Annotated in this window: 20 protein-coding genes and 1 pseudogene; 4 read left to right on the forward strand and 17 right to left on the reverse strand. The window is 28.0% G+C overall.

Annotated features, from left to right (window positions below; all coding sequences use genetic code 11):
• Window positions 1–5: 5 nt before the first annotated feature.
• From QP548_RS08825 to QP548_RS08850, 7 genes and pseudogenes are all read right to left on the reverse strand, one after another.
• Window positions 6–809 carry a PTS mannose/fructose/sorbose transporter subunit IIC gene (locus QP548_RS08825; protein ID WP_003449250.1) on the reverse strand — a complete coding sequence of 268 codons (804 nt, stop codon included), beginning with the start codon at window positions 807–809 and terminating at the stop codon, window positions 6–8.
• A 50-nt stretch (window positions 810–859) separates the two neighbouring features.
• Window positions 860–1,840 carry a mannose/fructose/sorbose PTS transporter subunit IIA gene (locus tag QP548_RS08830; RefSeq protein ID WP_003455841.1) on the reverse strand — a complete coding sequence of 327 codons (981 nt, stop codon included), beginning with the start codon at window positions 1,838–1,840 and terminating at the stop codon, window positions 860–862.
• 326 nt (window positions 1,841–2,166) lie between these two features.
• On the reverse strand, window positions 2,167–2,994 hold the full coding sequence (locus QP548_RS08835; protein ID WP_061426818.1) for a Cof-type HAD-IIB family hydrolase: 828 nt from the start codon (window positions 2,992–2,994) through the stop codon (window positions 2,167–2,169).
• A 273-nt stretch (window positions 2,995–3,267) separates the two neighbouring features.
• Window positions 3,268–3,492, reverse strand: a pseudogene (locus tag QP548_RS17010) (leukocidin family pore-forming toxin); the annotation flags it as partial.
• Window positions 3,493–4,139: 647 nt separating this feature from the next.
• Window positions 4,140–4,463, reverse strand: coding sequence for a hypothetical protein (locus QP548_RS08840; RefSeq protein WP_061426816.1), 324 nt, complete (start codon window positions 4,461–4,463; stop codon window positions 4,140–4,142).
• A 20-nt stretch (window positions 4,464–4,483) separates the two neighbouring features.
• Window positions 4,484–5,167: a phospholipase A2 family protein gene (locus QP548_RS08845; RefSeq protein WP_061426814.1), complete on the reverse strand. Its 684-nt coding sequence runs from the start codon at window positions 5,165–5,167 to the stop codon at window positions 4,484–4,486.
• A 39-nt stretch (window positions 5,168–5,206) separates the two neighbouring features.
• Entirely contained in the window at window positions 5,207–5,335 is a 129-nt protein-coding gene (locus QP548_RS08850) for a hypothetical protein (RefSeq protein WP_257722255.1), read from the reverse strand.
• 335 nt (window positions 5,336–5,670) lie between these two features.
• Between QP548_RS08850 and QP548_RS08855 the strand changes: the two genes are divergently transcribed.
• Window positions 5,671–5,910, forward strand: coding sequence for a hypothetical protein (locus QP548_RS08855; RefSeq protein WP_061426812.1), 240 nt, complete (start codon window positions 5,671–5,673; stop codon window positions 5,908–5,910).
• A gap of 151 nt (window positions 5,911–6,061) precedes the next feature.
• Here QP548_RS08855 and QP548_RS08860 read toward each other — a convergent pair whose 3' ends face one another.
• Window positions 6,062–9,445 carry an endo-beta-N-acetylglucosaminidase gene (locus tag QP548_RS08860; protein ID WP_061426807.1) on the reverse strand — a complete coding sequence of 1,128 codons (3,384 nt, stop codon included), beginning with the start codon at window positions 9,443–9,445 and terminating at the stop codon, window positions 6,062–6,064.
• A gap of 413 nt (window positions 9,446–9,858) precedes the next feature.
• Here QP548_RS08860 and QP548_RS08865 point away from each other — a divergent pair, with 413 nt between their 5' ends.
• On the forward strand, window positions 9,859–10,185 hold the full coding sequence (locus tag QP548_RS08865; protein WP_061426805.1) for a hypothetical protein: 327 nt from the start codon (window positions 9,859–9,861) through the stop codon (window positions 10,183–10,185).
• A gap of 520 nt (window positions 10,186–10,705) precedes the next feature.
• Here the strand turns inward: QP548_RS08865 and QP548_RS08870 are convergent.
• The 6 genes from QP548_RS08870 to QP548_RS08895 form a co-directional block, all read right to left on the reverse strand.
• On the reverse strand, window positions 10,706–10,921 hold the full coding sequence (locus QP548_RS08870; RefSeq protein ID WP_061426803.1) for a DUF4177 domain-containing protein: 216 nt from the start codon (window positions 10,919–10,921) through the stop codon (window positions 10,706–10,708).
• Between the two features lie 77 nt (window positions 10,922–10,998).
• A complete protein-coding gene (locus QP548_RS08875; RefSeq protein WP_061426801.1) occupies window positions 10,999–11,487 on the reverse strand; it encodes a GNAT family N-acetyltransferase in 489 nt (162 codons plus the stop codon).
• 311 nt (window positions 11,488–11,798) lie between these two features.
• Complete coding sequence (locus tag QP548_RS08880) at window positions 11,799–12,581, reverse strand: ABC transporter ATP-binding protein (RefSeq protein ID WP_061426799.1); 783 nt, start codon at window positions 12,579–12,581, stop codon at window positions 11,799–11,801.
• A 163-nt stretch (window positions 12,582–12,744) separates the two neighbouring features.
• Window positions 12,745–13,758: a FecCD family ABC transporter permease gene (locus QP548_RS08885; RefSeq protein ID WP_061426797.1), complete on the reverse strand. Its 1,014-nt coding sequence runs from the start codon at window positions 13,756–13,758 to the stop codon at window positions 12,745–12,747.
• Between the two features lie 3 nt (window positions 13,759–13,761).
• The gene (locus QP548_RS08890) at window positions 13,762–14,775 is read right to left on the reverse strand and encodes a FecCD family ABC transporter permease (protein ID WP_061426795.1); all 1,014 of its coding nucleotides are present in this window, start codon (window positions 14,773–14,775) and stop codon (window positions 13,762–13,764) included.
• 98 nt (window positions 14,776–14,873) lie between these two features.
• Entirely contained in the window at window positions 14,874–15,818 is a 945-nt protein-coding gene (locus QP548_RS08895) for an iron-hydroxamate ABC transporter substrate-binding protein (RefSeq protein ID WP_061426793.1), read from the reverse strand.
• A 262-nt stretch (window positions 15,819–16,080) separates the two neighbouring features.
• On the opposite strand from QP548_RS08895, the gene QP548_RS08900 reads away from it, so the two are divergent.
• Complete coding sequence (locus QP548_RS08900; RefSeq protein WP_061426791.1) at window positions 16,081–16,701, forward strand: YdcF family protein; 621 nt, start codon at window positions 16,081–16,083, stop codon at window positions 16,699–16,701.
• Between the two features lie 39 nt (window positions 16,702–16,740).
• Here the strand turns inward: QP548_RS08900 and QP548_RS08905 are convergent, their stop codons facing one another.
• Window positions 16,741–17,286 carry a hypothetical protein gene (locus QP548_RS08905; protein WP_061426789.1) on the reverse strand — a complete coding sequence of 182 codons (546 nt, stop codon included), beginning with the start codon at window positions 17,284–17,286 and terminating at the stop codon, window positions 16,741–16,743.
• A gap of 349 nt (window positions 17,287–17,635) precedes the next feature.
• On the opposite strand from QP548_RS08905, the gene QP548_RS08910 reads away from it, so the two are divergent.
• Entirely contained in the window at window positions 17,636–18,139 is a 504-nt protein-coding gene (locus QP548_RS08910) for a hypothetical protein (RefSeq protein ID WP_061426787.1), read from the forward strand.
• A gap of 291 nt (window positions 18,140–18,430) precedes the next feature.
• Here QP548_RS08910 and QP548_RS08915 read toward each other — a convergent pair whose 3' ends face one another.
• Window positions 18,431–19,714, reverse strand: coding sequence for a serine dehydratase subunit alpha family protein (locus QP548_RS08915; RefSeq protein ID WP_061426785.1), 1,284 nt, complete (start codon window positions 19,712–19,714; stop codon window positions 18,431–18,433).
• Window positions 19,715–19,958: 244 nt separating this feature from the next.
• Window positions 19,959–21,791, reverse strand: a complete 1,833-nt coding sequence (locus QP548_RS08920; RefSeq protein ID WP_061426783.1) for a glycoside hydrolase family 13 protein — start codon at window positions 21,789–21,791, stop codon at window positions 19,959–19,961.
• Window positions 21,792–21,823 lie beyond the last annotated feature (32 nt).

Here is a 21,823-nt window from a genome sequence, read left to right on the forward strand (position 1 = left end):
CCTTCTTAGTATCTATCGATAATATCGCCTACTGGATCTCCTATGTTTGATCCACCATTACCTGAGCCACCTTTTTTGCTAAGTGCTAAGTAAATAAGAGCTAAAGCTACACCAATTGCACCTAATCCTATAAGTGTAAGTTGAGGAATAGTTGCTAATACAAAACCGATTGCAAAGAATGGCCATACTTCTTTTGTTGCCATCATGTTAATTACCATTGCGTAACCAACAGCTACTACCATTCCACCACCTACTGCTAAACCATCTGTTAACCAAGCAGGCATAGAAGCAAGTAATGCGCTTATTGGACCAGCACCGATTAATAAAATTAATGCAGCTGGTAATGCTATACGTACACCTTGCATAAGAATAGCAATGAAATGCCACATTTCAACTTTTCTTATATTACCTTCTTTAGCAGCAGCATCCATAAGGTGTACAAATGCTGTAGCTATTGTACGACAAATAATTGTTAATAATAATCCAGCAACAGCTAGTGGAATTGCTATAGCGATAGCTGAAGATATTCCCGCTTGACCTTCTCCACTAAGAACTAAGATAATTGCAGCTGCAACAGATGCTAATGCTGCGTCTGGTGCTACGGCAGCACCTATGTTTGCCCAACCTAAAGCGATCATTTGAAGACTACCGCCTAGGATTAAACATGGTATTAAATTACCTGTAACTAAACCTATTAAAGTACAAGCAACTAATGGTTGATGAAATTGGAATTCGTCTAGGATCCCTCCCATACCAGCTAAGAATGCAATAATAATAACTAATATTATTTGAATTATATTTAAATCCACTGTTATTAATCCTCCTTTTCATTAAAATAACTTATTTATATTAAATCAAATTATTTTAATTTATTTAATTCCTCTTGTGCTTTTTTAAGAATTTCATCCATATTTCCTTTTGTATCATTTGGAACTTTACGAACATCAAAATCTAATCCAGCTTCTTTAAGTTTATTAAAAGTGTCAATATCTTCTTGATTAAAAGCAAGTACTTTATTTGGTTGAACCTTACCTGGAGAGTGAGCCATAGAACCAACATTAACTGTCTTTATAGGTACTCCTCCCTCTACTGCTCTTAGTACATCTTCTGGGTTTTCAAAAAGAAGTAATGCACGTTGTCCTCCAAAGTGTTGATCATCTTTTGCAAGCTTAATCATTTGACTAACGGGAACAGTATGCGCTTTAACTCCAGGAGGAGCTGCTTGTTGAATCAATTTCTTACGAAGTTCATCTTTAGCTACATCGTCTGATACAACAATAATTCTTGTTGGTTTTACAGTTTTTGTCCAAGCAGTTGCTACTTGACCATGAAGTAAACGTGAATCAATACGTGCCAAAACGTATTCAAAAGAGCCAGGCGCACCTACATTGTTAGATTGTTGAGCAGAATCTGTAGTAGCTTTAGTAGACTCTTCAGGTTCTAATGATTCAGGCTTAACTTTAACTCCTTCTCTAGCTGACTTTAGAATATTAGCAGCAATTTCTTGTGCTGATTCCATTGAGAAACGAGAAGCATAAGCTTCAATAACCATTGGTAAATTCATACCAGCTACAATTGCCCATTTGTCTTTATGTTCTTCAACTAGGCTATCTGCTTGGTTAAATGGTGTTCCACCCCATAGATCAACTAAGAATAAAACCTCATCTTGATTATCAAAGGAAGCGATTGCTTCTTTCATTTTTGCTCTAATATCATCAGGTCCTTCACTCGGCATTAATGTAACAGCTTTTACATTTTCCTGTTCTCCAAAAATCATTGAGCCAGATTGTAATATGCCTTTAGCAAATTCCCCATGACTAGCAAGAATAATTCCTACCATATGTATACCTCCTATTTTTTTATTCTTTAAGACAAATTTTTCATTTCATCTTACGTTAATTTTACAATTTTTACATCGGTTTTACAAGCCTTATGTAAATTTTAAACATATATATATTTTTTTAAAATACAAATTCTATTAAATAAATAACACCTCTTTAAGCAAGTATTTATCTATATAAAGAACATTTTTCTTATTTGCGACAATACCTTAAACCATTTTAAAAAATTTTCAAAAAATTCAAACTTTATTTTGACAAATTATAAAAGAAGTACACATATTAATTATACTTCTTTTATATTTTTAATATTCATTTTGCATTTTTCCTATTTTAATCTTTCAATCAGAAATTTAACAACTGCATCATCATTATTATTTCCAATAATTGCCGTAGCTATAGTTTTTAACCCATCTGAAGCATTTTCTAAAGCATAACATTCATCTGCAATTTCAAACATAGGAACATCATTTTCTCCATCACCAAAAGTTATAACCTTACTATGTTCTACATAATCTGCTAAAAATTTTATTCCATTAGCTTTAGAAGCATCTTCATTATATATATCTAAGAAAAAGGCTCCTTCATTATATATATCTTTATAACAATTACCAGTAACACCTTTTACTTTCATTATTTTCTCAAATAATTCCTCAGCTATAAGTTTATTATCTTCAAAAAATACAAAATTTATTATTTGATTATCCTCTAAAACATCTAAATAATTTTCAACTCTTTTAAAAGACTTAAGTGGTTTATTGCATCTTTCCTCATAATATTCTCTCTCAAAATCATAAGTAAAATCTTTATGATAAACCCATAGGTAATCATCTTTTATCCCATAAAGAAAAAATGTTTTGTTATATTCTTGAAGTATTTTGATAATCTCTTTGACACTTTCTTTGTCTATTTCTTTAACATCTATATATTTTTTCTTTTCAATATCAAAAATTATAACTCCATTCATAAGAACAACAGGTGTTTTTATATCTATTCCATCTAATATATCTGAAACAGTAGCTGGACTTCTAGCCGTTGCAATTGCAAAATTAACCCCTGTTTTTATAAGTCTATTTAATTCCTTTTTAGAATAATCTGATATAATTTGATCCTTATTTAATAAAGTTCCATCTAAATCCGAAACAAATAATTCCATTTACTACCTCTTTCTCTAATGTTACAAACATTAATTACCTTTTTTATCTAATATACAATATATCTAAATATTATTCAAAGATAGTAAAAGAAAAGTCATTTTTTAAAAGATTTATCTCTCAACAAATGACTTTTGAAAAAATAAACAAATAATAGCATTAAAAATGATCTTATTTTAGTTAAAATATTATTTTAAAATTTAAAAGTATATAAATAAATTCAATTATTTTCAGTAATTTTAAAATTAAGAAATTTGTCTTATAGTGTGTTTCTCTCAATCAAGTTCAAACCTAACTTTTTCTTGAATTGTAGTATCTGGATAATTTCTACCTTTCCATTCAGTATCCCAGGGAATATGATATAAGTTTATTTCACGTTTTAAAGAAACTTCTATTTGAGGTTTCTTCGTTCCATTAGGTGCAATTAATACCACTCCAAAATTAGGTGAAAAGTCTCCTGTTATTAAAGAGGATAATTGATAGTCTGTAGTAAAATTTGTAGTACTCGTACCTTTGCTAAGACTGGTTTAGCTATCCCAAATTAGCTATTACCATTGAAGATAATAAAATAGTCGTAATTATTTTTTAGAATTCATACTTCAGCACTTCTTTGCATTATGATATCTAATTATAATTATTAATCATCCAAAACAGATATCAAATTCTTGTTAAAATTCAAAAAAAATTTAATAATTTTCTTTTCATATTATATTTTAAAGTTACTATTGCTTCGCCCCTATGTGTAGTCTTAAACTTAACAAAAAAACAACAGCACGAAGTGTTAAACGCTAATGTTTACTAGCTTTAAAGAAGTTGAGTTTTTTTAGGAGGTATCTATATAGTCAATAAAAAATACAATTTATTCTTAGCACCTTAATTTAATAAACTTACTAATGGCTCTAAACTTAGATTTCATCTGCTTGTTTTACAATTAAATCTATTTCATTTCTTTTTTCTTCTTTTAATTTACTAGCTCTATATTCTTTTTTCTTATAAGCCACTTTCTCTGCTCCTTCCATACATAAAAATAAAAGTGTCCATCGAGGACACTTTTAAAAATTTTTTATACTTCTGTCAATGGTTTTATTCTCTATATTATATCCAATACTAATTTATACTTTTTTAATCATAAGAATAAAATATACTATCAAAATCCTAATGTAGATATCATAATAATATAAAAAGCAAATGGTAATAACCCTATAAAGTTAAATCCTAAAATCCTCTTTATATTTGAATAATTTTTAGTATAATTGTACTTTATTAAAAATAATATTAATAATAGTATGTAATTAATTGACGCTAATCCAAAAATGACTGGTGATGTTACAAAACTAAACCCTGTTAAATATTTCATTATTTGATGTGGAAATATATTTACAAGCTCTAAAATTATAAATAATACATTTGCTACACCTAAAAAAGCAATTATTTTAGAAAATATTAAATTAAATTTAAAGTCGATAATCATATATATTCTCCCTAAATAAATTATAAACCTAATTTAATTTTTGCCTTAAAGGCAGTTATCATAACATTTATTAATTTTTTACCATAAGATGTTGTAGTATTATATTCCCACTGTAGACATTTTATTAATCTTTCATCACAGTCTTTTTGAGGCTCATTTGAGCCATAACATGAATCATGTAACCAACAACATTTATCTATTCTATCTACTGGTGCAGCTGGCCCACTATGTCCTGGACCACACCAATTTCCATAAACAGCAAAAGAAGGCCAAGTAAATGAACGCTTTATTCTTTTAGGAATCTTTAATAGTTTATTATTTTCTTTATCAAAAATAATTTTATCTATTAACTTTAATTCATTTTCTTCTATAGTATATAAGTACATATAACTTATTCCTTTTTCATCTTTCTGTTGTACTATTGCTACTGAAACTGGTTCCCCTTCTATATTAGAAAAACTTATAAATCCTTCGCCAACTGAAAAGTATACTGTATCTAGTTTATAATCCTCACCTTCAATCTCACTAGATGAATCTAATTTATAATTTTTTTCACTTATTAAACTATTTTCATATAATTTTTCTATCAACAAATTAAATTTCTGATCATTTTTTGCAAGTTTTATCAAATTTTCTTTGTAATCATTTTCCAATTCTTTTAAATCTGATAAATTTATATTTTTAGTATTTACAGCATCTAACATAACTTCTTTGTAACTTAATTTTTTACTAACATTTTCTTCTTATTTCTCTTCTATACTACAAGTATTTTCTTTTGGTTTAGCATTTACTAAATTTGGAGCAATCAACATCATTCCCCAAACTGCTGAAGTTGCAATTAACGCTAATTTTTTAACTAAAGATTTTTTCATATAAAGCCCCCCTAAAAAATATTATTTTCTTTAAAATATCACACTCCAAAAAAACGTTTTCAATAAATTTGTATAACTGGTCATTTTTCATGCGTAACTGGACTTTTAATGTTTTACTTATATTTATTTAATAATTATTCCTATATTTGAATATAAAGATAAAAAACACATAAAATTAAATTTTATATAATAGTTGTTATATCTATAACACATCAACTTCTATTCTATAATTTTTAAATTTTAAATATATATTTAAATAATATATTATCTACTAAATTTTAAACATAAATTAATAGGGATACTTAAATTATTAAAAATATTAAAGGAGTTAAGCTATGAACAAAGAACCAAACACAAAATTACTGCTATGTATTTTAGGGAGCATTATACTAATACTCTTGCAATTGCCAATAATTCATGCTGCACTTTTTAATATATTTGGCGGAGGAAGTGGAGCAAATGAGTTTACTCATTTATTGTATAACTTAAGAAATCTATTATCATTTATTGGCACAATACTTCTAATATTTTTTTCAACTGCATTAATATTTAAAAACATAAACTTTTTTAATTAATAACTCTACTAAAAGATATTTATTTTTAGCTATAGAAAATATCTAATAAATATTTGCTTAAAATATATGAAAGTTAATAAAAAATGATATTAGATAGAATATAAAATATTTAAATCTATCTAATATCATTTATAATTAATTATTAGTTTATCTATCTAGCTGTTCTTACTGTTATTGTATCTCTTTTTGAGATTTCTCCATTAGAATACTTAGCCGCAACTTTAAAGGTATAAATTGTATGTCTGTTTAACTTATCAACTGTAAATTCAGTTTCATCTGCTGAAACTTCTCCAACTTTCTTGTTATCCTTATAGATTATATATCCATCTAATCCATAAGTATTTTCTGGTGAATCCCAAGCAAGGCTTACACTCTTCTTTTGAACATCTACTGTTCTTAAGTTAGTAGGTGCTTCATTTTCTATTTTCATTTCTATTTCGCCAAAACCTGAATATGGAACTTCAATTCTTCTAGCCTTCTTGCCTTCTGACTTAACTTCTAATGTTAGTACTCCACCATCTGGATTAATAGATATTCTATCTAAAATAGCTGTATCTCCCCCTTTGGCTACTGGAACACTAACCTTCTCTGGGAATATTGAATCCTTGTCATTAAATATGCTTACAATATCTCCAGCTTCTAAATCCTTTATTTTTAAAGTACCATAGTTATGGTTTTCTCCATTCATTCCTGGTGCCTTGTAAGGAGTTAATTCAAATCTTTCTGGAACCTTTGAATATTCCCAATTTTCTCCTTCAAAAGCAGCACTCATTCTTAAACTTTCTCTCTTACCTTCTTCAACTGTTCCATAGTAAACTCTTCCACCATCTTCACCAAAATCTAATCCTTCAAATTTAGCTTCTCCATTAGAGTCTATAGTAGCTGTAGCAATAGGAGTTTCATCATTTAATCCCTTATAAAGATTAACAGTTTGTCCTTCTTTACCTCTTGTAAATAATACAGAATCATTAGCCCCTTTATTATTTTTAGCATTTACAAATCTCATTGGAATCTCAGTTGTTTGATCTGTAAATGTTTCTTCATATAATTGGAACTCGTATACTCTTATAGCTGCCCAAGGTGAATTTCCTGAATTATCAATTCTCAGTCTTAGATGTTGTGCAACTATTGGCTCTGCTAAATTTCTATCAGTAATAGCATCCTCATTTCCAGTTACAACATCAACCTCTTGATAAGTTTGTCCTCCATCATATGAAACTTCTAAAGCAAAATCTCTTGTATTCATTTCTTTTGCTTCTCCACCAGCTTCAGCATGTTTAACAACCCATCTTTGAATATTTTTTGGCTCTCCTAAATCAATTGTTAACCAACCACTATTAGCTCCAGCGGCACACCACTTACTATTATTATCTACTTTTCCATCAACGGCTTTAAGACCTGGTTCTGCAGCCCCCTCTGCACTAGTTTGAACTGATTTATATAAGGCAAGGTTTTCATAAACCTTTTTATCTGGAATTTGTGTAGCATCATGAGGAATTCCCCAATTAAATGTTACTCTCTTTCCTTCCCCTCTATTGTAATTTACATCTACAGGAACTACTTCAATGTCAAATTCCACTTCTTCTCCATATCTCTCAAACTCTTGAACATAGTAAGCATCATTTGGAGTTGCTCCCATAAGTTCTCTAGATCCGTCTGGCTTAATTCTATATATTTCATAGAATGCTAAATCATCTTCATTTCCTGATTCTAATCCATTCCAGTAAATTCTAGCCTCTGCACTATTTGAATTATGAACCATTGTTTCTTCTAAAATAACATCACTATTTTTTAACCCTTTATTATTTTCAGCAGTTTCTTCTATGGATATTTGTCCTACATTTATCTTAAAGTTTTCAACATCTTGACCACTTTCAAACTTTAATGATATTGCAGAAATTGTTTTTCCAACATGGTCACCTAAAGGTATTTTAACCTCTGTCCATTCTCCATTGCTATTTTTATTTACATCAAAGAATGTAAAGTTTTCTTCATCATAATTTTCTCCAAAACATAATCCTACTTTCATGTTTGGAGCTGATTCTGTTTTATAAACAATTGATAATTCTGTTGAGTTATTCTCTATATTTAAATCAGTACTGTATAACTTAATGTGGTTTGGATTTGCAGCCTCTAACTTACCTTCAACCTTTAATGAACTTCCTCCATTATATGCAGTTTTAAAGTCAAAATCTGGAGTAAGTTTTGAACCATTTGATTCAACTATCCATCTCCAAGTTGGTAAATATTCTTGCATTGCTCTATTATTCCACTCTTCATCCCTTGAAAGTGAACCATCTATATAATAATCTTCTCCATGTCCTAAATTAAAGTTTGTCACAAATGGTAAATCATTTATTGCTGATCTATCTGGAACATAGTTAGCTAATCCTGTCCAATCTTGCTCTGTATCTGATTTTGATGGGTCCCCTGTTGGTCCTACCCAGAATTTTTGATCATGCTTATAGAAATCATAAACATCCTTAGCCATTGAGAATGTTGAGTTTGGAGTATACATAGCTAAAGAAACTCTAAGCTTTCCATTCTCATCTAATAAGTAATCATCATTAAATGGAGTATTATATGCATTTTGTTGAACATCTAATCCTGCATAAACATCAAAAGGACTTCTTCCTAATGATTTAGCAGTATTAACTGTAGTCTCTATTTTTTCTGGAGTCCAATTATAATTTAAAAAGAATTCGTCAGTTGTTCTATTTTCTCCATTTTGGAAGAAAGCAGCATTCTTATCATTTAAAGCATCTTGCCATTTAACATTTCCATCAACAGTCATAGAATCATACCAACCTATAACCATATTTGGAGCTTTCTTTTTGATATACTCAAGCATTTCTACCATTCTATCTGCATCATCTTTTACACATCCATAAGATTCTTGGTTAAAGAAATATCCATCAAAGCCATAATATTCAGCTATTTCAATCATTTTGTCTGCAACTGGGAAGTTTCCATTCTTATCTTTTTGAAGGAATGCTCTTACCTGTTCAGCATATCCTTCTCCTGGACCCCATGGGAATCCTATTGTAGCTAAAACTGGAACACCATTTTTATGTGCATTATCAACTACGTCTGGTGTTGGAAGTGCAAATATTCCTCTACTTGATCCTCCCCAATAAACATATGAATTTACATACTGCCAATATGAGAATACATATGCATCCATTGAATCACTACCTTGTGATGGTGCTCTATCAACATATGGATTAGTTAAAGCAACATTCATTATTTTAGCTTCTGGATTAGCATTCTCGTTTACAATGTCTCCCATAAACCTATCTTGAAGCTCAATACTTGCTCTATTATACTTAGCATCTGGATCACTTTCTGGTGTCCAATTTAATAAAGTTTCAATGCTATAAACTTCTCCTAATGGTGCTAATGATTCCTTTTGATCATATGGCACATTTGGTGAAGCCTTAACTTCTACTCCTCTAAAACCAAACAATGATGTTGTTACTGATGCCAGGCACAAAACAGCTAGCAAACGTTTACTCATGATACCTCTTTTTCTCATTTCCCTTTTCCCCCTAAAATCTAGTGTTAATTTTATGACTTTATATTTATATTCGGTAAAATCATATAATATGACAAAAAAATAAAACTTTTTTTAGAAAAATTTTATTTTTTCAAATTCATCCCCTCTCCATTGGAAAATATTGTTCTAAAATGTTTAAATTGGTTCAAAATAGTAATATAATTATAAGTATATTATTGTTTAAATATTACTTGTTATTTAATATTACTAAAATTAAATTTAAGTTTTTATTTAATATGTAGATTTATACCAAAGCAATATTGTTAGATTTAACCTTTATTAACTAAAACAATACTAAAAAATAATATTTCATATACGCTTATTTTTTATTGCTAAAGTTTTCTATAATAAAAGTTTAGTAATAAAAAGTAAGTGTGAAAGGAGAAAATATTATGGTTTTAATTCTTATTCTTATAGTTGGATTAATATTTTTATTTGTAGGTCTTTATGTATTTAAAAATAAGAAATTTAAACTTGGATATTATCTTTTCTACTTCAAAAGAATTGAAAACTGCTATGACGTGAACCAAATAAAAAATAAAGATCATATTGCAAACTTAATAGGTATAACATTTATAATTATTGGCACCATTTTAGTTTTAACAGAGTGTGTATTTTTTGTTTTTAAATTTGAAGATGCTTATTTATTAATACCTCTTGTAGGTTGCTTTATATACTATGTATCAGAAATGTTTGAAATCAATAAAAAAATCAGTTAAGTAATATTTAAATAAACAAAAATAGTTGCTTTTATTTAGCAACTATTTTTGTTATCCACCTAGATTTCATATAATTTATATTAATATCAAATACGTTTCTATAATGTAATTACCTATAAAGAATATAGTAATACAATATTTAAATATTTTATTTAATAAACTTAACCAATAACTTTATTAATATATAACTATCTATATTTTTAATTGAAATCTACTTACTTAAATTATTTACAATACTATCTATAAGAAAGAAATAATAAAAATATATAATAAAGAATATCCCACCAAATAGCTTGTAATTTAATATTCTTCTTAATCTTTTAAAAAATCCACTTATTGCCACTACCCAATAAGGTCCTAATACTAAAAATGAAATTACTATTTTCTTAATAATAGATATTTTTTCTTTTCCCATATCACTGAACCATATTGCAGCTAAATTGGTTCCCCATATGAACGGAATAAAAAGAACCATAGCTAAAATTAAAGTCTTTAAATTCTCTTATTAAAAAGTTCTTTATTAAGCATAATTTTCTACTTTTCTTTCAAATATTATTTCATAAGCATAAATAATATTAACACCTGACTTTTCATTAATTGGAGTAACAATCTGCTTTAGCCTCCATCCATTTTTAGCTTCTTCTTTTATAATATCTTTACATTTTTCAAAGGAGTCTCCCCTTTTGCACTTAAATGATTTGTCAACAGTCACATTTATAAATTTATATTCATACATATAACCTCTCCCCCTTTATTCTCTAAACCTATTTATACTATTTAAAATTATAAATATATATTATCCCTAAATTAACTCTACAAGCTTATCCTTGCCATCATAATTTCATCAATATATTCTCCATTTTTCAAAGCTGACTTTACCTTTATTCCCTCTTCTTTAAATCCAAACTTCTTATATAAGTTTATTGCTTTATAATTATCTCTAAATACACATAATTCCAACCTTATAATATTAAGACTTTCGCTTAAATTTATTAACTTATCCATTAATAAACTTCCTACACCTTTATTTTGATAATCACTATTTACCATTAGTGTTATTACTCCAACATGTTTCCTTCTTAAATTGCCATGATTCATTAATATTCCTAATCCTATAACTTTTCCATTTTCTTCAGCAACATACCAATACTGATTCTTGCCCCTATTTATAATCTTTTCCTTAATCAATTCCTCTTCCTCATCCTTATTGGAAAGTATATTCTCCATAACTCCAGGCATTTTTCTAATTTTACTAATTTCTTTATAATCTTCTATCTTAATATCTCTAATCCTTAAACTCATAAATTATCCTCTCTACTTTTTATACTAAATCAACTTAAAAATTAATTAATATACTTATACCTTTATTTCATACTAATTAATAAATATACTTTTTAATATACCTACATTTATAGATATTACACTTTATTTAAATTCCAATTTAACCCAATTAAATATTATTATATCATATTAAGTATTTCATTAATCATAAAAACTTTAATAAATAAAATAAATCTTAGAAAATAAAATATTCTCTAAGATTTATTTTTATTAAACTATACTTATACTATTATTAGAATTACATTTATATTTTAAAAATTATCATCTTAATTTTACAACATATCATAAGTTACACAGACTGGTCTTTTATTTCTTGGATCCTCTATAATTTCTGCATCTATATTAAACAGCTCTTTAAGATTTTCTTTTGTCATAACTTCGTATGCTGTACCTTGGCAAGCTATTTTTCCTGCTTTCATACCTATCATATAATCGGCAAATCTAGCAGCATTATTAAGTTCATGAATAACCATAACTATAGTTGTCCCATGCTTCTCATTCAATTCCTTAAGTAAATTTAAAATCTCTAATTGATGGGCTAAATCTAAATAAGTTGTTGGCTCATCAAGTATTAATATATCTGTTTGCTGTGCTAAGGCCATAGCAATCCAAGCTCTTTGTCTTTGTCCTCCAGATAGATCTTCTATGTCTCTTTCCCTAAATTCAATTAATCCTGTAACTTCTAAAGCCCATTGAATTATATTTTTGTCCTCTTTTTTTAATTTACCAAAACCTTTTTGGTGTGGGAATCTTCCATAGGCTATTAACTCTTCAACAGTAAGACCATTAGGTGCTTGAGGGCTTTGAGGTAAAACAGCCATAACCTTTGCTAATTCCTTAGCCTGTTGATCTTTTATATTTTTTTTATTTATATATATTTCCCCACTTTTAGGGGTTAAAATTCTAGCTATTGTTTTTAGCACTGTAGATTTTCCACATCCATTTGCACCTATTATTGTGGTTATTTTCCCTTTTGGTATCTTTAAATTTAAATTTTTAACTATATCTAAACTTCCATATGAAATATTTAAATTATCAGTAGTTATACAATTCATAATTATCTCCTTCTGCTTTCGTGAAAACTTTTAATTATAAGATTTTTAAATACTTGTTGCTTTAATATTTATATTTTATTTAAAATCAATTTATCTAAGATGAAATTTAAATTTAATTGCCTTTTATTTATAAATATTAATTTATTCCTAGATATATAAATATCTATTTTGATAACATTAAATAAATAAAATATGGAACTCCTATTATAGATACAATTATTCCTACTGGCATTTCCATTGGTGCAATTAAATTTCTTGCTATAGTATCTGACACTAATAATATTAAACTTCCAATAAGAGCTGCTATAGGAATTAATTTTTTATGCTTTGGCCCTATTAGTTTTCTTGCTATATGAGGAGATACTAAACCTAAGAAACCTATACTACCTGCAACAGATGTAGCTACCCCTGCTAATATAACTGCATATATAATTAGTTTTCTTCTTTCTTTTTCCACTTCAATCCCTATACCTGTAGCAACTTCGTCTCCTAAATTTAATCCATCTAAATATCTTGATTTATATATAGTTAAGGCCATAAATATAATTATAAATGGTAATATTGCTAATACATATTTCCAACTTGCTCCCCATATACTTCCTGATATCCAAGCCATAACTCTATTAAATTCTTGAGTAGTAAATCTTAACTGAAATATTGTTAATAATGATGTGAAAGCTATATTTATACCTATACCTATTAATAATAATCTTGATGAATTTATTCCATTCTTCCATGCTAATATGTATATTAAAAATGCTCCAAATATGGCTCCACTTAAAGCTACTATAGGCATAGTAAATATAGTTAAATTACTTACACCATCATATACATTTCCATTCATTATGTATATATAAACCACAACAAATAAAGCCGCTCCTGAATTTATTCCAAGTATTCCTGAATCAGCTAAATCATTTTTAGTAACCCCCTGTAAAATTGTACCTGCAGTTGCTAAAGCTGTTCCTACTAATATTCCTATGATTATTCTAGGAAGTCTAAGCTTAAATATAGCTATTTCATTACTTTTTGTACCTTGTCCAATTAAAGTTTTAATAACTTCCCCTGGCTCTATTGAAAGTGAACCCATGTTTAAACTTATTAAGAAGGTAATAAAAATTAAACCTATTAAAATTCCCGTTACCCATATAAATTTATGATTCTTTTTTATATTCATAAATTACTTACCTCCCTTTCTAACTAAGTATATAAACACTGGAACTCCTAATAAGGCTGTTAAAGATCCTATTGGTGTTTCATAAGGAGGGTTTATAATCCTTGCTAATATATCACTGTACACTAATAAAACAGCACCTAATATCATTGAACTAGGTATTATATATCTATAATCTGAACCTACTATTCCTTTACATATTTGAGGAATTATTAATCCTACAAAGACAATATTACCAGCCACTGAAACAGAAGCACCTGTTAGACATATAACTATCATTATGGATATAAACCTTACAAGATTAGTTTTTTGTCCAAGTCCTATGGCTACTTCTTCTCCTAAACTCAAAATTGTTATTCTAGGTGACATAATCATGGCCCCAATAAATGCTATTCCTCCAATTAAAGCTAATAAAATTACCCCTTCCCATTTAGCACTTACTAATCCACCTGATACCCAGAAACTTAACTGTTGAGATAAATTAAAATACATTGATATTCCCATTGCTAAGGATATAAGTAAAGTTCCTAAGGCTGTTCCTGCAAGAGCTAACTTAACAGGATCAACTTTTCTAGATGCTCTAGAGCTTATAAAATATACTAAAAGACCACTTATACTTGCCCCTAAAAATGCAAAAATCATAAGAGCAAAGCTATTTATAACTAAATTAGGATATATTCTTTGTAAAACAAATGCTACAGCTATCATAAATGTAGCTCCTTGAGTTATACCCATTACAGAAGGTTCTGCAATTGGATTTCTAGTTATTCCTTGCATAATAGCACCAGCTACGGCTAAAAATCCCCCCACCAAAGCTGCTGAAAGTGCTCTAGGTATTCTTACATCCCTAATTATATTAGTATTTATATCTGCATCATTTGTAAAAATAGCATTTATTATCATAGAAAAATCAATTTCTTTCGCTCCTATAGATATAGATAGAATGATCCCACTAAGCAAAAGTAATAAACCTATAGATATTAAACCATAAGCTAAGGTCTTTCTCTTTCGTATTTTCATAAGTTGCCCTCCTTAAAGTATCACCAAAATTTCTATTTAAACTTAAATAGTAGGGCTGTATTCTTATATTTTGATACAGTCCCTACTAAAAATCTTAATTATTTTACAAGTTCATTTTTTATTGACTCTAATAAAAGCTCTCTTCCCATTGGATTATAAGCTTGGCTAAAATATGGACTTACATCAAGTATTGTTACCTTTCCATTCTTAACAGCCCTCATTTCATTCCAAACACTATTTGATTCTAAATTAGCCTTATCTGATTCTGTTCCTAAAACTATAATATGATCTGCATCTATTTCAGTAAGTCCTTCAAGTGTAACTGTAGGCAATGTTATGCTATCTTGTTCTGGCATTTTACTTGGTTGAGGTAAGCTCATATCACTCTTTAAGATTGTTCCTATTCCCCCTTCAGTAAATACCATGAATTGACCTGAAGATGCTAAAACAGATAAATAAGTTCCATCACCATTTGCTTTCTTGATTTCCTCTCCAACTTCTTTTGCTTTTTTATAATAATTATCTAACCAATTTTGTGCTTCCTCTTCTTGATCAAATAATTTTGCTACCTCTTTAAACTTAGCTTCCCAATCATTTGCATTATCATTAATTATAACTGTTGGAGCTATTTCTGCTAATTGATCATATATTTTTTCTTGTCTAGGTGACATTATTATTAAGTCTGGCTCTACTGATAATATCCCTTCTATATCAGCAGTATCCATCATAGAATGACCAACTATTTTTGTATCCTTTAACTTATCAGTCATATATTCTGGCACTTGATCAGTTTTGTATGAGTCTACATTTGCTGTAGCTACAGGAGTATGTCCTAATAAAACTAACTCTTCTGTACTTCCAGATATGTCTACTATCTTTTTAGGATTAGCTGGTATCTCAACTTCTCCTTTTACAGATTGAACAATCTTTTTCTCATTGCTAGTGTTACTTTCTTCACTGGTTTTACTGTTAGAACATCCTACAAACATTCCAACCGCAAGTGTTGCCATCCCTAAAATCGCTAATTTTTTAAGTCCTTTCATCTTTAGTCCTCCCAATTTCCTTATTAGATTACCAGCAACTCATGTCAATGATAATCATTTTCATATAAACATGATTTATTATATCATCAGATTTTCCTTAGTCAATATACTTATCAAAAATTTCACAACTCCAAATTTTACCTAAACATTATTGTAATAGTTCCTTAACATTTAAGTCATAATTATGTAAGGCATATATGAGAGAATAGTTTTAAGGATAAAATTTGTATTGATTTAAATAATAAACATAGGAAGTGATTATTTGCTAAAGAAGAAAATCTTAGTTGGAATATCCATTTTAATAGGGCTACTTATCCTAGTCTTCCTTATTTTTGAAGTCTTTTTAACATATAAAATGATGAATTTTAAAGATATAAATCAACTTAAGGATGTAGAATATGAAATAATTTTAGGTGCAGGATTATATGGAGACAAGCCAAGTCCAATTTTACAAGAGAGATTAGATGAAGGTTTAAAATACTTAGAATTACATCCTAATACTAAAGTAATAGTTTCAGGTGGACAAGGAAGCAACGAGTTAATACCAGAATCTGAGGCTATGAAAAATTTTCTTGTTAATAAAGGAATTAATCCTAATAGAATTATAGAAGAAAATAAGTCTAAATCAACCTTTCAAAATTTAGAATTCAGCAAAAAAATTCTTGAAGAAAGACATGCTGATAAAGACGAAGTGCTAATAGTAACAAGTGATTTTCATTTATTTAGAGCTAAGGAAATCGCAGATTATCTTAATATTAAAAATGAAGGACTTCCTTCAAAAACTCCTATATCTTTAAGAGTTCAATATATGGTTAGAGAATTTCCTGCTATGATTAAATTAATTCTGCAAGAAGCCTTTCTAGATACAAAAGATATTGTTTAAAAAAATCAGCCAAATAAATATCAAGAGTACTCTTGATATTTATTTGGCTGATTTAAAATTCTCTATTTTCATATTTAATATATTTATTTCTGGACTTTCACTATCTACTTTTTCAATTTTAGCTATAATATATTTTGCTCTTTCTATATCTCCTCTTTTTATAGCCTTATCTGCTTTATTTGAAAAATTTTCTATCATGCATTTCTTACAAACTTCTATTTCCTCCTCACTATTTCTTTTTAAATCATTTGAATTATCTTCAATTTCACTAAAAACATCTATAGCCTCTGAATACCTTTTCATCTTTTCTAATCTTAATCCCTGATCATAAAGTTCCTGTTGCTCTTTATGAAACTCTAAATTCTGTATCTTTTTACATATTACATGTGTCTTATTGTTCATAAGTTTAGCTTTTTCTAATAACACCTCTGCTGTCTTATATTCTTTATTTTCAATAGCTTCATTAGCATTTTCTATAATATTATTAAACCTTTCTTCTTTTAAACTTGTATAATGATTAGCTATTAATAAGCCTCCTAATCCTAGACATATAATAACTGATACAATTTTAATAAATTTTTTCATGCAAATCTCCACCTTTAAAGCTACAAAATACATTTACATTTTATTCATTTTCATTATAACACTATTGAAAACGTTTGTATATAAAGAAATATTTATTTACTCACCCAATATTTATTAGTATTTTAAATTCACTAAAGTTACTTTTTTATTCTTTTATAAAATTAAATATAAAAATTTTATTTAATCCTTTACTTATGTTTACAAAAAGTTTATATTAATATAGGATTAGTTAACATTTTATTCATTTTTATAATAACTTAAATTTAATGTTTCTAAACTCAATAATCTTTTATTTAATAATTAGATTATTTCACATTCACTATTTACTTATATTAAGGAGTTGAAAAAATTGAATACGACAAACAAATTTAGAAATACTATTTCAACGTTAATTATGATTGCTTTATCATTTTTAATAATCTATTTATTGCATGATATTTCAAAAGCTGTGGTGGGATTATTATGTGGAGGAAAAATAGAATTTAATCATGGCATAACAATAGTAAATGCTAATTATGGCAATTTTTCTTATGCCCTTAATCTTATACTAGGAATATCAATACCAGTATTATTTTTATTTGCACTAGTACTTATATTTAATAATTCATTAAGAAATGGCTTATATCATAAATTTACTCTTATATTTTTTATGTGTTCAGTATTAAGTATTTCAGTATGCTTAATTTTCTATCCATTATTATCATTATTTACTGATCTTGGATTACATACTGAACTAGACGAATTAATAGAAGTAACAGGGTTAAGTCCATTAGTCATATTAGTACTCTCCTTATTAATAACAACTTTATTAGTAAAACTAGCTTCTAAGAAAAATTTATTCAAAAATATATAACGTTTTAGATAAAATTTTCTTTAAAACTTATTTTAAGTATCTAAACTTATATAAAAAAAATATATAATTATTATTTTATTAAAGTATATAAAAAGATTGCATTAAAAACTTTGAATAATAAAACTTATAATTTATAAAAATATATTTAAAAGTTTTATAAAGTAAATTAATACAATCTTTTTTCATTTATATTTTTATTTATTCTTTCTTTTTACAGATTCTAAGTAATATATTAACTTTAGCTAGGCTCTTAAGCACTTTTTAATTATTAATATTAACCTTTTATCTTTATTACTTATTATTCTTTTTCTTTTCAAGCATTATGTTAAGTATAGTATCATCAACATTTTTAAATCCATTTTGTATTAATGTTTCTATACTTTCAATTGTTTCTTCTACATCCTTTGCTACTATTCCATCATTGGCTGTTGCTGATATGCCATTTATAGCCAAGTTTGCACATTGTATTGCAGCATTAGTTCCTGTGGCAATCTTTAAAGCACAGGTTTCCTTTGCTCCATCACATATCATACCTGAAAGATCTGAAATCATATTATTTATACAATAATTTATATTTTCTAAATCTCCTCCAAGAAGATAAGTTATTCCACAGGAAGCCCCTGTGGCCCCTGCTATTCCTGCACCGCATAGAGGCGAAAGTCTTCCCATGTGTTTTTTTATTCTTATTGTAACTAAATTACTTAAAACTAAAGCTCTTGCTAATTCCTCTTCAGACTTATCTAAAAGTCTAGCAGTTTGAGCTACTGGTATTGAACAAGCTATTCCCTGATTTCCACTTCCTGCAGTGGTCATTATAGGCATTGCACACCCATCCATTCTTGCATCTGAGGCTGCTGCTGAGGCTGCAATTATCTTATTAGATGCATCATTAGAAAATAAATTAAAATTACTCTTTTGAATTATTTTACTTCCAACTTGAAGGCCATAATCTCCTTTTAACCCTTCTTCTGATACCTTTTCATTCATTTTTGCACTTTCTAAAATAAATTTTATGTCATCAAAATCCGCCTCTTTAGCAAAGTTATATATATCTGCTATCTTAAATAACTTATAGTCTTCCTCTAAATCTTCACTTACCTCACTATTATTGTCCATTATTATTTCATCATCACATTCAATTAAAGTTACATTAGTATGAGTATCCTCTATAATAACTTTAGCTTTTGAAGTTTCAGATAAAAGTTCTACCTCTATGTAAAGAGCTTTATGGGTATTTTTTTGCTTTATATTTATTATATTTTTATCTACAATTTCCTTAGCTTTTTTAAGTTCATCCTCTGTGAAATTAGATAATATGGTTAACTTTTTATAGGATTTTTGAATTGAGATTCCTAAAGCTGCTGCTATTTCTATTCCAACTCCACCAGTCCCAGGTATTCCAACTCCTAAGGCATTTTTTATTACGTTTTTACTTAAATAAATATTTACTTCTTTTATTTCTCCCTTTAAATGTTCTGCTGCTATAGATGCTGCATAAGCTATTGCTATTGGCTCTGTACAGCCTTCTGATGGTACTACTTCCTTTTTTAATGTTCTTAAATATAACTCTCTCATCTTCTCACCTTCTTATAAATTCCTTTATATTTTTATTATAACACCATATCTTACCTTGTGTAATCATTTACAGGAAAAATTCAAATTTATTTATTATAATGTTTTAATTACACTTTTAATTATTGCTTACAAAACACCTTAGAACTATAATGATTTTATCCTTTCTAAGTATAAATAAAAAGAGTAAAAATTATAAAATATAATACATTCTAAAATTCTTACTCTTTTTTTAATTTATTAAATATTAAAGCTTTTTATAAACTTTAAATGCAAAGGGCTTTAAGTCTATATCTTCTTTTAAAAGTTCAATTTTTTCTTCAAATAAATCATTAACCTTATTATTTTTAATCTCTTCAGGTAAATATATCTTTTCTTCATTCTCTGAATTATTCATAATGATAAATATATTTTCCTTTGAATAAATAAGTATATTTTCATCCCTATTAGCTCTTATCCAATTATTATCTAATAAATTTAATTCCTTATTTTCTTTTCTTATTTTTATTATTTGTTTCATAAACTTAAGCATATCTTTGTCTTGTTTATTTTCATCCCAAATCATACATCTTCTATGGAATTCCATACCCATTCCTTGATTTCCTTCCATACCAACTTCGTCTCCATAATATATACATGGAGAACCAGCTTGAGTAAACATAAACAGATAAGCTAGTTTCATCTTATCCTTATTTCCTCCAGCTACAGTTAATATTCTTGGAGTATCATGACTATCTAACAAGTTAAATATTGTTTCTCCTATTTGTCTTAAATAGCTAACCTTATTAGCTTCTATCATATATTTAAAATCTTCTGGATTAGATTGATCTAAACAAAAATATTCTTTTACTGCATCTGTAACAGGGTAATTCATAACTGCATCAAACTGATCTCCCATAAGCCATGGAAGTCCATCATGCCAAACTTCTCCTAATATATAAACTTCTTTATTAGTTCCTTTTACTACTTCCCTAAATTTTCTCCAAAATACATGGTCTACTTCATTACATACATCAAGTCTCCAACCATCTATATCCATTTCTTCAACCCAGAACTTAGCGACTTTTAATAAATATTCTACAACCTCTGGATTTTCTGTGTTTAGTTTAGGCATTGTTGCTATTCTTCCAAAGGTTTCATAATTTAAATTATTTCCATCAACATTTTTTAAGCCATTTTCAAGTACTGGAAACTTCTTTATGCAAAACCAATCCTTATATCTTGATTTTTCATTATTCTTTAATACATCTTGCCATTGAGGTGAAAAATAACCTATATGATTAAATACTGCATCTAACATTATTTTCACTCCTCTTTTGTGAGCTTCACTTACAAGTTTTTTAAAGACTTCATTCCCACCAAGGGCTGGATCTACTTTAAAATAATCTATAGTTTCATACCTATGATTCTCAGTAGCTTCAAATACTGGACAAAAATATAGGCCATTAACACCAAGATCACATAAGTAATCTAATTTATCTAAAACTCCCTGTAAATCTCCTCCCATAAAATTATCCCTAGTAGGCTCTGTCCCCCATGGCTCAACATTTTCTGGATCTATTGATTTATCTCCATTGCAAAATCTATCTGGGAATATTTGATACCAAACAGTATATTTTACCCATTTTGGTGTTTTAGCAACATCTATGGCATTTAAATATGGAAAACAATAAAAGTTTCCTATAGCACTTAATTTTGCTTCATCATACTTTCCATCTAATTCTTCTATTCTTTTTTCTGTGAATAAAAGAGTTTCTTCATCTCCATATAATATAAATCCATATCTTGAACGTTTGGTTAATGGTTTATACTCTACTATCCAGTGATCAAAGTATTTTGTTTCGCATTCCTTTCTCATAGGATAACTTTTTCCACCTGTCCATCGTCCTCCAGTGGCATTCATATTTCCTCCATCACAACCACCTTCATCCCATATATAAGGATCTCCAATTCTTATTTCCACTTTATTAACTTCACCTTTTTTGGTCTTAACCCTTAAATGCAAAGTTTCATTATCATATCCATAAGAATAATTGCTTTGAGCTATATGATGTATTGCCTCTCTTGTAATTTTACCCATAAATTTAACCCTCCATAATATTATAATCATAA

The sequence above is a fragment of the Clostridium sp. UMB9555A genome, from assembly GCF_030222355.1.
GTDB lineage: Bacteria > Bacillota > Clostridia > Clostridiales > Clostridiaceae > Sarcina > Sarcina perfringens.

What these genes read in the sequence shown, in the direction of transcription:
- QP548_RS08860 (WP_061426807.1), bottom strand. Translation starts at nt 9,445, where the DNA reads ATGAGAAAAAGAGGTATCATGAGTAAACGTTTGCTAGCTGTTTTGTGC.
- QP548_RS08830 (WP_003455841.1), bottom strand. Translation starts at nt 1,840, where the DNA reads ATGGTAGGAATTATTCTTGCTAGTCATGGGGAATTTGCTAAAGGCATA.
- QP548_RS08920 (WP_061426783.1), bottom strand. Translation starts at nt 21,791, where the DNA reads ATGGGTAAAATTACAAGAGAGGCAATACATCATATAGCTCAAAGCAAT.
- QP548_RS08905 (WP_061426789.1), bottom strand. Translation starts at nt 17,286, where the DNA reads ATGAAAAAATTTATTAAAATTGTATCAGTTATTATATGTCTAGGATTA.
- QP548_RS08845 (WP_061426814.1), bottom strand. Translation starts at nt 5,167, where the DNA reads ATGTTAGATGCTGTAAATACTAAAAATATAAATTTATCAGATTTAAAA.
- QP548_RS08895 (WP_061426793.1), bottom strand. Translation starts at nt 15,818, where the DNA reads ATGAAAGGACTTAAAAAATTAGCGATTTTAGGGATGGCAACACTTGCG.
- QP548_RS08915 (WP_061426785.1), bottom strand. Translation starts at nt 19,714, where the DNA reads ATGAGAGAGTTATATTTAAGAACATTAAAAAAGGAAGTAGTACCATCA.
- QP548_RS08835 (WP_061426818.1), bottom strand. Translation starts at nt 2,994, where the DNA reads ATGGAATTATTTGTTTCGGATTTAGATGGAACTTTATTAAATAAGGAT.
- QP548_RS08885 (WP_061426797.1), bottom strand. Translation starts at nt 13,758, where the DNA reads ATGAATATAAAAAAGAATCATAAATTTATATGGGTAACGGGAATTTTA.
- QP548_RS08840 (WP_061426816.1), bottom strand. Translation starts at nt 4,463, where the DNA reads ATGATTATCGACTTTAAATTTAATTTAATATTTTCTAAAATAATTGCT.
- QP548_RS08855 (WP_061426812.1), top strand. Translation starts at nt 5,671, where the DNA reads ATGAACAAAGAACCAAACACAAAATTACTGCTATGTATTTTAGGGAGC.
- QP548_RS08880 (WP_061426799.1), bottom strand. Translation starts at nt 12,581, where the DNA reads ATGAATTGTATAACTACTGATAATTTAAATATTTCATATGGAAGTTTA.
- QP548_RS08865 (WP_061426805.1), top strand. Translation starts at nt 9,859, where the DNA reads ATGGTTTTAATTCTTATTCTTATAGTTGGATTAATATTTTTATTTGTA.
- QP548_RS08850 (WP_257722255.1), bottom strand. Translation starts at nt 5,335, where the DNA reads ATGAAAAAATCTTTAGTTAAAAAATTAGCGTTAATTGCAACTTCAGCA.
- QP548_RS08870 (WP_061426803.1), bottom strand. Translation starts at nt 10,921, where the DNA reads ATGTATGAATATAAATTTATAAATGTGACTGTTGACAAATCATTTAAG.
- QP548_RS08875 (WP_061426801.1), bottom strand. Translation starts at nt 11,487, where the DNA reads ATGAGTTTAAGGATTAGAGATATTAAGATAGAAGATTATAAAGAAATT.
- QP548_RS08890 (WP_061426795.1), bottom strand. Translation starts at nt 14,775, where the DNA reads ATGAAAATACGAAAGAGAAAGACCTTAGCTTATGGTTTAATATCTATA.